The sequence below is a fragment of the Streptomyces sp. NPDC004065 genome (genome assembly GCF_044903565.1).
Lineage (GTDB): Bacteria > Actinomycetota > Actinomycetes > Streptomycetales > Streptomycetaceae > Streptomyces.
Genome location: NZ_JBJDQT010000055.1, coordinates 1 through 12936, shown reverse-complemented (window position 1 = coordinate 12936; position 12936 = coordinate 1). Strand labels below are relative to the sequence as shown.

Genomic DNA, 12936 nt, shown 5'->3' with positions numbered 1-12936 from the left:
AAGACGCTCGGCTGGGATACCCCAGCCGAGCGTCTACGTGATCTACTCACCACCTGAAACCAAGTGGTGTTGCGACGACCCCTTGAACCCAAGCAGGAACGGGGCCCTCCGCGTGCCCGGCTACTCGGACTTGATGGCCTGCAGCATGTTCAGGCGGGCCGCCCGGCGGGCCGGCCACAGGGCCGCCAGCACCCCGACCGCCGCCGCCAGCAGCAGGAACACCGCCATCCGCGCCCACGGCAGCACCAGCTCGTACGTCGCCATCCTGGTGCCCAGCAGCTCACCGGCCGCCCAGCCGAAGAACACGCCGAGCCCGATGCCGAGCACCCCGCCGAACAGGGAGATCACCAGCGACTCCAGCCGGACCATCCGCTTGACGCCCCGGCGGTCCAGGCCGATCGCGCGGAGCATGCCGATCTCCTGGGAGCGCTCGAACACCGACATCGCCAGGGTGTTGATGACCCCGAGGACCGCGACGATCACCGCCATGGCGAGCAGGCCGTAGAGCATGTTCAGCATCAGGGTGAACATCTGCGCGATGCTGTTGGAGATGTCCTTCTTGTCCTGCACCTTGATCGCCGGGTTGTCCCCGAGGGCCTCGGTCAGCCTGTCCTTGGCGGCCTGGGAGGCGCCGCCGGAGGTCTTCACCATGACCTGCATGTCGGCCGGGTCGCTCTGGTGCGGGGCGAGGGTGGCGTTGTCCAGGAGGATGCCGCGGATCATGTCGTTGCCCTGGTAGACCCCGGCGACCGTCAGCCGCTGCTTGCGGCCGTCCTCGTAGGCGACGGTGAAGCCGGAACCGGCCTTCCAGTGGTGCGACTCGGCGGTCTCGTCGTCCACCACGACCCGGGTGCCGCCGATCCTGAACGTGCCGTCGTCGACCTTCAGGTCGGTGAGCTCACCGAACACCGGGCCGTTGACGCCGGTGAGGTACTCGGTCTCGCCGTCGACGCGGGAGGCCGCGTTGCGCAGCGGGCTGGTGGCGGTGACCCCGTCGGCGGCGGCGAGCCTGCGGTCGACGTCCGGGGAGAGGGGGTTGCCGTTCGCCATCGACACCACGTAGTCGGCGCGGATCGCGGCGGAGGCCATCTTGTCGATCGAGTGCTGGAGGCTGCCGGCCATCACCGTCATACCGGTGATCAGGGTCAGTCCGATCATCAGCGCGGAGGCGGTGGCCGCCGTACGGCGCGGGTTGCGCACCGAGTTCTGCCGGGCGAGCCGGCCGGAGACGCCGAACGCGCGCAGCACCGGTGCGGCGGCCGCGATCAGCGGGCGGGACAGCAGCGGGGTCAGCACGAACACGCCGGTGATCAGCAGCACGGCGCCCAGGCCCATCGGGGCCTGCCCGTCGGAGCCGTCCATCGTGGTGGCCGCGAGGACCACGGCCACGCCGGCCGCCGAGAACAGGGCGCCGAGCGTGTTGCGCAGCACCAGCGACTTGGTCGTCGCCTTGGCGTGCACGCTGCTCATGGCCGCGACCGGCGGGATCTTGGCGGCCCGGCGGCCGGGCAGCCAGGCGGCCAGCACGGTGACGAGCACGCCGACCGCGAGCGCGGCGGCCGCCGTGCCGGGCGTGACGACCAGCGGGCCGTCGGGCACCGTGGCGCCCAGGGAGCCCATGAGGGACCGCAGGCCCGCGCCGATCCCGATGCCGGCGACCAGGCCGGTCACGGCGGCCACCACGCCCACCACCAGCGCCTCGGTCAGCACCGACCGGGTGACCTGCCGGCGCGAGGCGCCGACGGCGCGCAGCAGCGCGAGTTCCCGGGTGCGCTGGGCGACCAGCATGGTGAAGGTGTTGGCGATGATGAACGTGCCCACGAACAGCGCGATACCGGCGAAGACCAGCAGGCCCTGGCGCAGTCCGCTCATGGAGGCGGAGATCATGCGCGCCTGGTCGTCGGCGAGCTGCTGCCCGGTCGTGGTCCGCGTGGTCTTCGGCAGCGCCCGGTCCAGCTGCGCCTTCAGCTCCGCCTGGCTGGTGCCGGCCTTGGCCCGGACGTCGATCTCGTCGTACGTGCCCGGCTTGCCGAACAGCTTCTGGGCGGTGGCCGTGTCGAACAGGGCGAGGCTGCCGCCGGCGGCGACGTTGCCGTCGTCGGTGGTGAAGACGCCGGTGATCCGCGGGGTGAGGACGGGTCCGTCGACGGAGATGCGCACGGTGTCGCCGACCCGGTAACCGGTGCGGCGGGCGGTCTCGGAGTCGATGGCGACCTGGCCGGGGCCGTGCGGGGCGACGCCGTCCTTCAGGGGGTACCGGGGGTCCTCGGTCCCCCAGTAGTTGCCGCCCTGCGACTGGAAGCCGTCGCCGATCAGCCTGCCGTCCTTGCCGGCGACGGCCGTGAAGCCGCTGACGACGCCGACGGCGGAGGCGGCTCCAGGCACCCGGGCGCTCTTCTGCAGCGTCGCCCGGGTCAGTTCGGGGGTCCTGCCGACGCGGTCGCCCTCGCCCTCCTGGTACTCGGCGCGCACGGCGACGTCGACGTGGCCGAAGCCCTTGGCGGAGCTCTTCTGGTAGGCGTCGGAGATGGTGTTGGTGAAGACCAGGGTCCCCGACACGAAGGCGACGCCGAGCATCACGGCGAGCACGGTCATCAGGAGCCGGGCCTTGTGCGCGAGCACAGTGCGCAAGGCGGTGCGGAACATGGGTTGTCTCAGTCCAGGGGTACGAGGCGGAAGTGGGCGGGGGCCGCGCGGCCGGAGCGGGAGAGCCCGGGCGGGCGGAGAGGGACGGCCCCCGGGCGGCCGGAGCGGCATGGCCCCCGGCGGGCCGAGGTGGGCGGACGCGCGACACACGCGCCGCAAGGCCGGAGTGGCCGGAAGGATCACCGAAGGATCGCCGGCCGGAAGGATGGTCGGCCGGAAGGATCGCCGGCCGGCGCGGCTCTCAGCTGGTGCGGCCCTTGGCGTCGAACTGCTTCATGCGGTCGAGGACGGACTGGGCCGTCGGCCCGTACACCTCGTCCACGATCCGCCCGTCGGCGAGGAAGACCACGCGGTCCGCGTACGCCGCCGCGACCGGGTCGTGGGTCACCATCACCACGGTCTGCCCGTGCTCGCGCACCGAGTTGCGCAGGAAGCCGAGCACCTCGGCGCCGGAGCGGGAGTCGAGGTTGCCGGTGGGCTCGTCACCGAAGACGATCTCGGGCTTGGAGGCCAGCGCGCGGGCCACCGCCACACGCTGCTGCTGGCCGCCGGAGAGCTGCGAGGGCCGGTGACCCAGCCGGTCGGCGAGCCCGACCATCCCGATCACCGTGTCCAGCCACTGCCGGTCCGGTTTGCGGCCCGCGATGTCCATGGGGAGCGTGATGTTCTCCAGGGCCGTCAGCGTCGGCAGCAGGTTGAACGCCTGGAAGATGAAACCGATCTTGTCCCGGCGCAGCCGGGTGAGCTGCTTGTCCTTCAGCGCGCCGAGCTCGGTGTCGCCGATGCGCACCGACCCGGAGGAGAAGGTGTCCAGCCCCGCCACGCAGTGCATCAGCGTCGACTTGCCGGACCCGGACGGGCCCATGATCGCGGTGAACTCGGCCTGCGCGAAGTCGATGGAGACGCGGTCGAGGGCCACCACCTGGGTCTCGTCCTGTCCGTAGACCTTGGACAGATCCGTGGCGCGCGCGGCCACGGCGGTGGTCCGGCCGGCGATGGAGGAGGTGGTCACGGTTTGGTGCTCCTGACGGGACGACGACGTTCTCGGGGACGCTGTCCATCGTGGTCGCCGAATCGGCCCGTGTAGTCAGCCGCTGTTCCGGTTCCGGGGGCCGACTCGGGTCGGACCGCACCGGCCCCCGTCATACCTGGGGATGACGCCGGCCCCGGAAGTCACCCTGCCGCGTCCCCTGGAAGGGGGATGTCGGGAACAGGTGGAGCCCCCTTGTTCGGACGGTGAAATTCCGTCATTCCACGTGTGCGGGCGGACGCGACCCGGAAGGCTGGTGGCAAGTGCCAACGGCCTGCCGTAAGTGCTGATGCTCCCTCACATGTCAATAAAACAAGACAACATGAGAACACCCACCCGCTGTCCGGGGGACGCATCCCGCTAGGCTCGGAACCGCAGTGCGGAGCCCATGGCCTGCCCGGATGGTGGAATGCAGACACGGCGAGCTTAAACCTCGCTGCCCCTCGCGGGCGTACCGGTTCAAGTCCGGTTCCGGGCACCACCCACTGAGGACCCCACCTTGGCTGGGGGAGGGGTGCGGCCGCGGGGTCGGCAGCGCTGTCCGGTTGCCGCCGGGTGCGCAATTTCTTCACAGGGAGCTGACGACGCACCTAGGTTGCAGGTACAGCGCTTACCGGTTCGTGAGAGGACCAGAAGGGGTCAACCACGTTCGGGCGTGGTACGTCCTTGCCGTAGTAGCTGTGTCCCCGCGTTTGAGTCGCCGGCGCCTCGACCTGAGACGTGCGAACGCAGGCCGTCTGCACGTCGAGGAAGAACTGCCCTTCTCCGCCGACGACGAGGCCGGTGCGCAACAGTCCGTCATCAGTCTCGGCGTACATCTCGGGGAACTCCTTGTCGGAAACGACCTTGGTGATCTTCAGTCCGGCCTTCTTCCAGTACCGCTCGACGACGCCCAGCAGAGTCCCGCGCCGTCCGCCGACACCTTCGTCATGACGACCGCGCGGCGGGTGACATCCCCGTAAGCCTCGGAGCCGCTGCAACTGCCGTGGTCCGAAGTGTCATGCGTCCAGTCGAGCGGGGGGTGGACCGCGCTGAAGGTCCGGTACACCAGAGCGTCCGCCTTCTCTGCCGCCTCCTGCATGTCCACCTTCGAGTTCCCCTTCACACCCCCGTCGCTCCCGCCGCAGCCGGTCACGGCCGCGATGCCCAGCGTGATACCGGCCAGGTGAGCGGTGAGCCTCTTCATCGGGGGTCTTCCGTCGTGATGATGTCTGACCTGCCAGCGACGATCTTGGCGACGTTGTTCGCCGCCGAGGGACCGGTTCAACGAGATCGGCCCCTGTCTGGGCCCTCAGTGGGCGGGAGGCCGTCCCGGCCTGCTCACCCCTGACTGTACTGGTACAGGTGGCCGTTGAAGACAACCCAACCCGGTGAACCTTCGCGGTCACAGCACTGGGAAACGAGGTCGGACTCCAGCTTGGTGTCCGTGATCGACTCCGGCACCAGCAGATCCGGACGGGCCTGGCCGACAACGAGCTTCACGTGACGCAAGGGCCGGGACCGGGCTCTGGGCCCAGGTGTGGGTGGTTCAGCCCTCGTAGACCGTCAGTACGGCGCCGTCGACCTCGATGCGGCGGCCCGCTCTCATGCCGTTGCGGCGCAGGGCCTTCAGGCACTTGTGGAACAGGACCAGTTCGTCCGCCTCCAGAATGGCGGCGGCCAGGTCCAGGAGCTCGGTGAGGGCCTGGTCGGTGAGTACGTCGGGCAGCTCACCGGACAGCAGGACCACCGCGTCTCCGGCGGGATTCCGGACCACGGCCGTGGTCGGACCGCCATGCACGAACAACACATGTCCCCCCTGGGAGCCCGGGGTCGTGCGGCTCTCGCGCCTCGGGCAGACGAGAGACTAGCGGCGGATCTCGGTGGTTTTGGGGCCGTCCGGATTCTTTCTCCGAGATGGCGGGCAATCGGGCATCCGGCGTCACCGGACGGTCGTGTCGGTCATCTGTCCGGTCATTCGCCCGGTCGGTGGTCCGGGCAGTGATTTCGGGGAGGGGACGGCCGGTGGTCCGAACAGTGGTCTCGAGGAGTGGTTCGGTCCCTGGTCTGGGGAGTGGCCCGGGAGTGGTCCGGTCCGTGGTCCGGGCCAGTGGAGCCGGGGAGTGGTTCGGCCGGGTGGCCGGGGGGCGTCACTTCTCCGGTGACGAGCGGTCCAGCAGGGACTCCACCAGGGCCGCGACATGGCGGCGGTCGTCGGCCGAGAGCTTCTGGACGCTGGCGATCAGCAGGTCCACCTCGGGGTCGGAGGGCCGGGGCGTGCCGCCCTCGGCGTCCGTGCCGGGGCCGTAGACGTGGATGCCGCAGGCCTCGGCCGCGGCGCGGCGCACGGTGTCCAACGGGAGTTCCAGCCCCTTGGACAGCCCCTCCAGTGTGGCCGGCTGCGGCATGCGCACCACACGGTCGGCGGTGGCCAGGTGGTGGACGGTGGAGCGGGGGACGCCGCCGCGCCGCGCCACGTCGCCGTAGGACCAGCCCTTGCGGTCGAGGCGGTCACGGATCAACTGCTGCAGTGCGTTGGCCACTGGTGGTCACTTCCTGCTCGTCCTGCTCGCCGCCCGACAGAGCGTGGGGGAAATCCCCCACGTCGGGGCCGATTCTACGGGCGTGGGCCGCGACGGCCGAGAGGGGAGCAGGGGGGCGATTCATGAACGGGGTTGCGCGAGGGGCCCGGCAGGCCCTAGTGTCCAATCTCGTTGGACAGCACGTCCGACCAAGTTGGACGAATTCCGGGGGGAACCTGACTTCGTCCGACCGGAAATGTCTATCCCTGAGGGGGAATTGATCATGATGGACGCCCACGAGCTCGAGGCCGAGTCCGCGGAGCTGCTGCCCGGCCGTGAGGCCCTCGGTCGCCTGAAGTTCAGCTTCGGCAAGACCGTCAACGTCTCCAAGCACGTCGCGAACATCTCGGCCGCCAACCAGTCCGCCGCCCTGAACGACCACTCGGCGTGGTCCGTGGCCGAGTCCGGTGCCGGCCAGAGCATCAACGTTCACCAGTAATCCGCCGCCACCCGAACCCACACCTGAACCACCGAAAGGACATCCGTCATGAGCATGGACATGCGTGAGCTGGACAGCGAGTCCGCGGAGCTGCTGCCGGGCCGTGAGGCCCTCGGTCGCCTGAAGTTCAGCTTCGGCAAGACCGTCAACGTCACCAAGCACGTGGCCAACATCTCGGCGCACAACGAGTCCGCCGCGCTGAACGACCACTCCTTCAACTCGGTCGCCCAGTCGCAGGCCGCCCAGAGCATCAACGTCACGCAGTAACGGCGGCAGCGCCCGGGCGGCGCTGCGAGGACGCCACGGGGGCGCACCGCGCGAGGACTCACGGCGCGTGCGCCCCCGGAGGCAACCCCGGTCCCGGGCAACCGGCCGGCCGGGGCCCGGGGTTGCCGGGGGGATTGCGGGGAGGACGGGGGAGAACGTGGGGGGAGACCACATATGACGGTGCTCGGAGACGGGGCGCCGACGCTGCACGACACGGGCCCGGTACCCGGGCCCGGCGGCTGGCCGGTGACGTACGAGCAGGTGGCGACGGGCAGCCTGCCGGTCGTCGAACAGCCGGCCGCGTTCGTCCCGCGGCTGAGTGCGGGACTCCAGCTGCACGGTGAGTACCAGGGCTCGGGCTTCACCGAGCCGAAGTACATCGCCCGTCGGGGGGACGGGCAGGTCGTGCAGCTGTCCCGGCTGCTGTACCTCGTGGCGTCGTCGATCGACGGGGTCCGCGACGTCGAGCTCATCGCCCACCGCGTCAGCGCGCGGTTCGGGCGCGAGGTCAGCGGCGAGAACATCCGCTACCTGGTCGAGGGCAAACTCGAACCGCTCGGGGTGACGGTCCCCGACGGACAGGAGAGCGAGGAGGTCGACGCCCCGCGTTCCGACCTCCTGCTCGCCCTCAAGGGCCACCGGGTGATCTTCAACGAGCGCCGCACGGCGAAGATCGCCCGGGCGTTCGCCTGGCTGCACCGGCCGGCCGTGGTCGTGGCGGTACTGGCCGCGGCGGTCGTCATGGACGTCTGGCTGTTCGGCTTCTTCGGGGCGATCGAACCGGTCCTGGAGGTCCTCGACCAGCCCGTCCTCATCCTCATCGTCTTCGTCCTCACCGTGGCCTCGCTCGTCTTCCACGAGTTCGGCCACGCCTCCGCCTGCAGATACGGCGGCGCCCGGCCCGGCTGCATCGGCTGCGGGCTCTTCCTCATCTGGCCGTCGATGTACACCGACGTCACCGACGTCTACCGGATCGGGCGCGGCGGCCGGCTGCGCACCGACCTGGGCGGGGTGTACTTCAACGTCGTCTTCATGCTGGCCATGGCCGCGGCGTACTTCGCCACCGGGGCGCAGTTCTTCCTGGCCGCGGTCTATCTCGGGCACTTCGAGATCCTGGAGCAGCTGATGCCGGCCGTCCGGCTGGACGGCTACTACATCCTCGGCGACCTGGCCGGCGTGCCCGACCTGTACGGCAAGATCAAGCCGATCCTGCTGGGCCTGCTGCCCGGACGGAAGGGCCGGGAGGCCCGCAAGGAGGTCGCCGGGCTGAAGAAGTCGGCGCGCACGATCGTCGCCACCTGGGTGCTGACGATGGTGCCGCTGCTGGTCGGCGAACTCGGCTACGCACTGTGGAACCTGCCGCGGATCATCGCCACGATGACGCGGTCGCTGACCGAGCAGGTGGTCGGCACCGGCACCGCGTTCGTGGACGGGAAGATCGTCGAGGGCCTGGTCGGCCTCATCGGCTGCGTGATGCTGCTGTGCCCGATGGCGGGCGTCGTCTACCTGTCGGTGAAGCTGACCGGCCGGCTCTTCCGGGCCGCGAAGCGCGCGACGGAGGGCCGGCCGGTGCTGCGGGTGGCGGTGTGCGCGCTGGCGCTGGCCGGCCTGACGGGGCTGAGCTACGCCTGGGTGTCCGGGATGACGCCCCGGCCCCTGCCGAAGAAGCCGCCCATCGCACCGATACTGCAGCCGGGGGTGTCCACCCAGGAGCCGGCGCCGCGGCACGCCTCCACGCCGGACGGCCCGTCGTCGGGCGCGCCGTCGGACGGGGTGTCCGCCACGCCTTCGGGCACGGCGGACGCGACCGGGTCGGCCGGGCCCGGTGCCGTGCCGTCGGGGCGGGCGTCGGGCAGCGCCGCGGCCTCGCCCGGGGCAACGGCCGGGGGGACGGGCAAGCCCAGCTCCTCGCAGCGGCCCGCGGCGCCCTCGAGCAAGGGGGCGGTGGAGGAGCCCGGCGTGCCGTCCGCTCCCGTGGGGTCCGGGGGACAGGTCACGGCCACGCCGACGGAGAGCCTGTCGGTCTCCTCGGCCCCGGCCAGTCCGTCGTCGCCGCCGCCCAGTGAGTCGCCGAGCGTGGCTGCGTCGCCCTGACCCGGGGCGCTCCGACCGGGGGCGTCCTGGTCGTCGGGGGCGTGCCGGCCGGGCGCGTCCTGGTCGGGGGCGTGCCGGCCGGGCGCGTTCCGCCTTGATGCACTCCCGCGCGGCCGGGTCACCGCGGGCCGTCCCACGGTCCGGGCGCGGGCCCAAGCGGCCCGGGGTCCGGGCGCGGCGGAAGCGGCTTCCGGTTCGGCGCCGCTGCCGCGCGGCCCGGCCTGCGGTTCCGCTGCGGCCGCCTCCGCCGCGGGGGCGGCGCAACCACCCGGCGGCTTCCGGGGCCGCGGTCCGTGCGACCGCCCCGCCGGGCCGTGCGGGCGCCCGCCGTTTCGCCGGCGCGGCCGGCCGCGGCCCCGCCGTCACCCAACTTCTCTCTTCAGCGCAGGAGGTTCGATGAACAGTCATCGCAAACCACGTACCAGCAGTCCCCTGACCCAACGGGCCATGCGGGTGGGCCTGTTCGCCGCCGGGGTCGCCGGGGTGGCGACCGCGGTGCCCGCACAGGCCGCCACCGCGGCGCCGCACGCCGCGGTCGCCACCGACCACGTCTTCACCCACGCCGACCGCGCGCACCACACACAGGCCAAGGACTCCTTCACCGTGCGCCAGTACGGCGCGGTGAAGGCCGCCGCCGTGCGCAACCAGGCCAACGCGGTCTCGGCCGGCTGCTCGGCCGACGACGCGTGCCGTTCGGTGGCGCTGTCGTTCCAGGTCGTGACCTTCGCCGGGGAGCGCACGCACCTCAACGCGGTCAACATCAGCGACGCCGCGAACAAGCACTGCAACGGCTGCCAGACCCTCGCCGGGGCCTACCAGTTCGTCGTCTCCACGCCCACCCCGTTCACCTTCGACACCGGCACCCGGCGGCGGCTGGACGACATCCACCGCCGGCTGGACGCGCTGACCCGGTCCTCGCTGCCCGCCACCGAGCTGCGGACGCGTGTCGAGGGGCTCGCCGGGGAGGTCACCGCGGTCCTGAACGACGCGGTGGCGAAGGCGCCCAAGAGCCACACCGCCAAGGGCGAGGCGCGGCCCAGCGTGGCCATGCACCGCCATCTGGACGGCTGGCCGGGCCACTGACCGCGCCCACGCCGTCCCCCCGGGCCGGCCGCCGCGTCCGCGACCTGATCGCGCGGACGCGGCGGCCGGCCGCCGTATGTCCGGCCCCGGCCCCGGTCCCGGCCGTCGTATGTCCGGCCCCGGTCCCCGTCCCGGCCGCCGTACGCCGGCCCCGCTCCCAGCCGCCGTACGTCCGGCCCGGGTCCGGGGCCGCGGGCCGTCCACCACCGCGGCCGCCCCGCCACGGGCACCCACCATTGACATCGGACGGGTCCGGACGGAGACTCACCCCAACCAGTGAAGGAAGTTTCACCACGCGAACAAGGCCGTCGGCGCTCCGACGCGCCCCACCCGAAGGGAACGACCGTTGCGCACCACCGTCGGCATCATCGGAGCCGGCCCGGCGGGCCTGCTGCTCGCCCGGCTGCTCCACAACGCCGGGATCGACTCGGTCGTCCTGGAGAGCCGTGACCGCGCCTACGTCGAGCACCGGCAGCGCGCCGGAATCCTGGAGCAGGGCACGGTGGACGTGCTGCGCTCCGCGGGCGCCGGGGAGCGGATGGACCGCGAGGGGCTCCGGCACGACGGCATCGAGCTGCGGTTCGCGCGGCGGCGGCACCGGGTCGACTTCCCGGGGCTGACCGGCGGCCGGTCCGTGATGGTCTACGCGCAGACCGAGGTCTGCAAGGACCTGATCGCGCTCCAGCTCGAGCGGGGCGGTCCGCTGCTGTTCGAGGCGGAGGCCCTGGCCGTGCAGGGCGCGGAGAGCGACCGTCCGTCCGTCCGGTTCCGGCACGAGGGGCGCGAGGACGTCCTGGAGTGCGACTACGTCGTCGGGTGCGACGGCTTCTGGGGCGTGGCCCGCAAGGCCTTCCCCGACTCCGTGTCCCGCGTGTTCGAACGGACGTACCCCTTCGGGTGGCTCGGCATCCTCGCCGACGTGGCGCCCTCGCACGACGAGCTGGTCTACGCCCGCCACGACCGCGGCTTCGCCCTGCTGTCCATGCGGTCCCCGTCCGTCTCCCGCCTCTACCTCCAGGTCCCGGCGGACACCGACCCGGCGAGCTGGTCCGACGAGGAGATCTGGGACGAGTTGGAGCGGCGGCTGGAGACGGACGACGACTGGAGGCTGCGCCGCGGGCCGATCACCCAGAAGTCGGTGACGCCGATGCGGTCCTACGTCCACGAGCCCATGCGCCACGGCCGGGTGTTCCTCGCCGGGGACGCCGCCCACATCGTGCCGCCGACCGGGGCCAAGGGCCTGAACCTCGCCGTCGGGGACGTCGTCACCCTCGCCCGGGCGCTGGCGCACGAGAAGGAGACCGGATCGGCACGGCTGCTCGACGCCTACTCGGCGACCTGCCTGCGGCGCGTCTGGCAGGCCGAGCGGTTCAGCTACGACATGACGACGATGCTCCACCCGGACCCCGGCGCCACCCCGTTCGAGGGGCGTCTGCAACTGGCCCGGCTGGACCGGATCGCCTCCGTGCGCGCCGCCGCGACCGACCTGGCCGAGGCCTACACCGGCTTCCCGCTCGGCTGACCGCCGGCCCCCGGACGGCGGTGATCTCCGGCCGGTTCCGGACGTGTCGCAGGTTGGTCATGAATGCCACGGTCCGTCGCCGGGAATCACCTGTCCGCGTAGCGTGTTCCGCAGCAGGACGAGGGAAAGATCCTCCGCAGGTACTAGGGTCGATCCTTTGCCTTTCCATTACTCTTGAGCCAAGGCCGCGACGTTCGGCCATGGAGGAGTGAGATGAGGAGCAGAAACCCGGTCTTCTCGCGACGGGGGTTCAGCCGCGACAACGGCTACGCGGGCTTCAACACCGCGCCGCAGGCCGGGGGCCCCGCTGTCGGCACGCAGGGCAATCCTTACGCGCAGGGCGACCCGTACGCCCAGCCGAGCGGCAACCCCTACGCGCAGAACCCGTACGCGCAGAACCCGTACGCCCAGCAGGACCTGCAGTACGGCGCGCCGCCGCAGGCCCCGGCCACCACCGGCCGGATGACGATGGACGACGTCGTCGCCCGCACCGCGTCCACGCTCGGCACGCTGATCGTCACGGCCGCGCTCGCCTGGGCGCTGCTGCCGGTCGACGACGCCAACATCAGCAAGTCGTACGGCATCGGCATCGGCGCCGCGCTGATCGGCATGGTGCTGGCCTTCGTGCAGTCCTTCAAGCGCAAGGCCTCGCCCGCGCTGATCCTCACGTACGCGGCGTTCGAGGGCGTCTTCCTCGGTGTCATCTCCAGCATCGTCGACAACCGCATCGCGAGCGGCGCGGCGATGCAGGCGGTGATCGGCACGATGGCGGTATTCGCCGGTGTGCTGATCGCGTACAAGGCGGGCTGGATCCGCGTCAACCGCCGGTTCTACGGCTTCGTGATGGCGGCCGCGCTCGGCTTCGTGCTGCTGATGGCCGTGAACCTGCTGTTCGCGGTGTTCGGCGGCGGTGACGGCCTCGGCTTCCGCAGCGGCGGCCTCGGCGTCTTCTTCGGTGTCATCGGCATCATCCTCGGCGCCTGCTTCCTCGCCCTGGACTTCAAGCAGGTCGAGGACGGCATCGCCTACGGCGCGCCGCGCGAGGAGGCCTGGCTCGCGGCCTTCGGCCTCACGCTGACGCTGGTGTGGATCTACATGGAGTTCCTGCGGATCATCGCGATCCTCAACCAGAACGACTAGCGCCGAGCGCCGGTCCGCGCCCGCGTACCGCGCCGGCCAAGCGCAAGGGCCCCGGTTCTCCTTGGGTTCTAACGGTCCTCGCAACACCCGCGATCTGTGGGAGTTGCGAGGACCGTGGCCGTTGGACGTGATGATCTTGCGGGGTTGAGGGAGC

Annotated in this window: 12 protein-coding genes and 1 tRNA gene; 7 read left to right on the top strand and 6 right to left on the bottom strand. The window is 71.4% G+C overall.

The features are described from left to right. Positions 1-120 precede the first annotated feature (120 nt). Both ACI2LW_RS33285 and ACI2LW_RS33280 read right to left on the bottom strand, forming a co-directional pair. Positions 121-2646, bottom strand: a complete 2526-nt coding sequence (locus tag ACI2LW_RS33285) for an ABC transporter permease (protein WP_404735001.1) — start codon at positions 2644-2646, stop codon at positions 121-123. 241 nt (positions 2647-2887) lie between these two features. After that, positions 2888-3658, bottom strand: coding sequence for an ABC transporter ATP-binding protein (locus tag ACI2LW_RS33280; RefSeq protein WP_404735000.1), 771 nt, complete (start codon positions 3656-3658; stop codon positions 2888-2890). Positions 3659-4071: 413 nt separating this feature from the next. Between ACI2LW_RS33280 and ACI2LW_RS33275 the strand changes: the two genes are divergently transcribed. Continuing rightward, positions 4072-4157, top strand: a tRNA-Leu gene (locus tag ACI2LW_RS33275). Positions 4158-4266: 109 nt separating this feature from the next. On the opposite strand, the gene ACI2LW_RS33270 is transcribed toward ACI2LW_RS33275, so the two are convergent. The 4 genes from ACI2LW_RS33270 to ACI2LW_RS33255 all read right to left on the bottom strand — a co-directional run bounded on the left by ACI2LW_RS33270 (position 4267) and on the right by ACI2LW_RS33255 (position 6198). After that, a complete protein-coding gene (locus ACI2LW_RS33270) occupies positions 4267-4494 on the bottom strand; it encodes a hypothetical protein (RefSeq protein WP_404734999.1) in 228 nt (75 codons plus the stop codon). 38 nt (positions 4495-4532) lie between these two features. Next, on the bottom strand, positions 4533-4862 hold the full coding sequence (locus tag ACI2LW_RS33265; protein ID WP_404734998.1) for a hypothetical protein: 330 nt from the start codon (positions 4860-4862) through the stop codon (positions 4533-4535). A gap of 342 nt (positions 4863-5204) precedes the next feature. Further along, entirely contained in the window at positions 5205-5465 is a 261-nt protein-coding gene (locus ACI2LW_RS33260; RefSeq protein WP_404734997.1) for a hypothetical protein, read from the bottom strand. 340 nt (positions 5466-5805) lie between these two features. Beyond that, the gene (locus tag ACI2LW_RS33255; RefSeq protein WP_404734996.1) at positions 5806-6198 is read right to left on the bottom strand and encodes a helix-turn-helix domain-containing protein; all 393 of its coding nucleotides are present in this window, start codon (positions 6196-6198) and stop codon (positions 5806-5808) included. Positions 6199-6460: 262 nt separating this feature from the next. Between ACI2LW_RS33255 and ACI2LW_RS33250 the strand changes: the two genes are divergently transcribed. The 6 genes from ACI2LW_RS33250 (at position 6461) to ACI2LW_RS33225 (ending at position 12782) form a co-directional block, all read left to right on the top strand. Next, the gene (locus tag ACI2LW_RS33250; RefSeq protein WP_404734995.1) at positions 6461-6676 is read left to right on the top strand and encodes a hypothetical protein; all 216 of its coding nucleotides are present in this window, start codon (positions 6461-6463) and stop codon (positions 6674-6676) included. Positions 6677-6724: 48 nt separating this feature from the next. Then, positions 6725-6943 (top strand): hypothetical protein, encoded by a 219-nt coding sequence (locus ACI2LW_RS33245; protein WP_404734994.1) that lies wholly within the window; start codon positions 6725-6727, stop codon positions 6941-6943. A 174-nt stretch (positions 6944-7117) separates the two neighbouring features. Beyond that, the gene (locus ACI2LW_RS33240; RefSeq protein ID WP_404734993.1) at positions 7118-9037 is read left to right on the top strand and encodes a hypothetical protein; all 1920 of its coding nucleotides are present in this window, start codon (positions 7118-7120) and stop codon (positions 9035-9037) included. 396 nt (positions 9038-9433) lie between these two features. Beyond that, a complete protein-coding gene (locus ACI2LW_RS33235) occupies positions 9434-10120 on the top strand; it encodes a hypothetical protein (protein ID WP_404734992.1) in 687 nt (228 codons plus the stop codon). 346 nt (positions 10121-10466) lie between these two features. Then, positions 10467-11642 carry a 4-hydroxybenzoate 3-monooxygenase gene (locus ACI2LW_RS33230; protein ID WP_404734991.1) on the top strand — a complete coding sequence of 392 codons (1176 nt, stop codon included), beginning with the start codon at positions 10467-10469 and terminating at the stop codon, positions 11640-11642. A 213-nt stretch (positions 11643-11855) separates the two neighbouring features. After that, positions 11856-12782 (top strand): Bax inhibitor-1/YccA family protein, encoded by a 927-nt coding sequence (locus ACI2LW_RS33225; RefSeq protein WP_404734990.1) that lies wholly within the window; start codon positions 11856-11858, stop codon positions 12780-12782. The last annotated feature ends 154 nt before the right edge of the window (positions 12783-12936 follow it).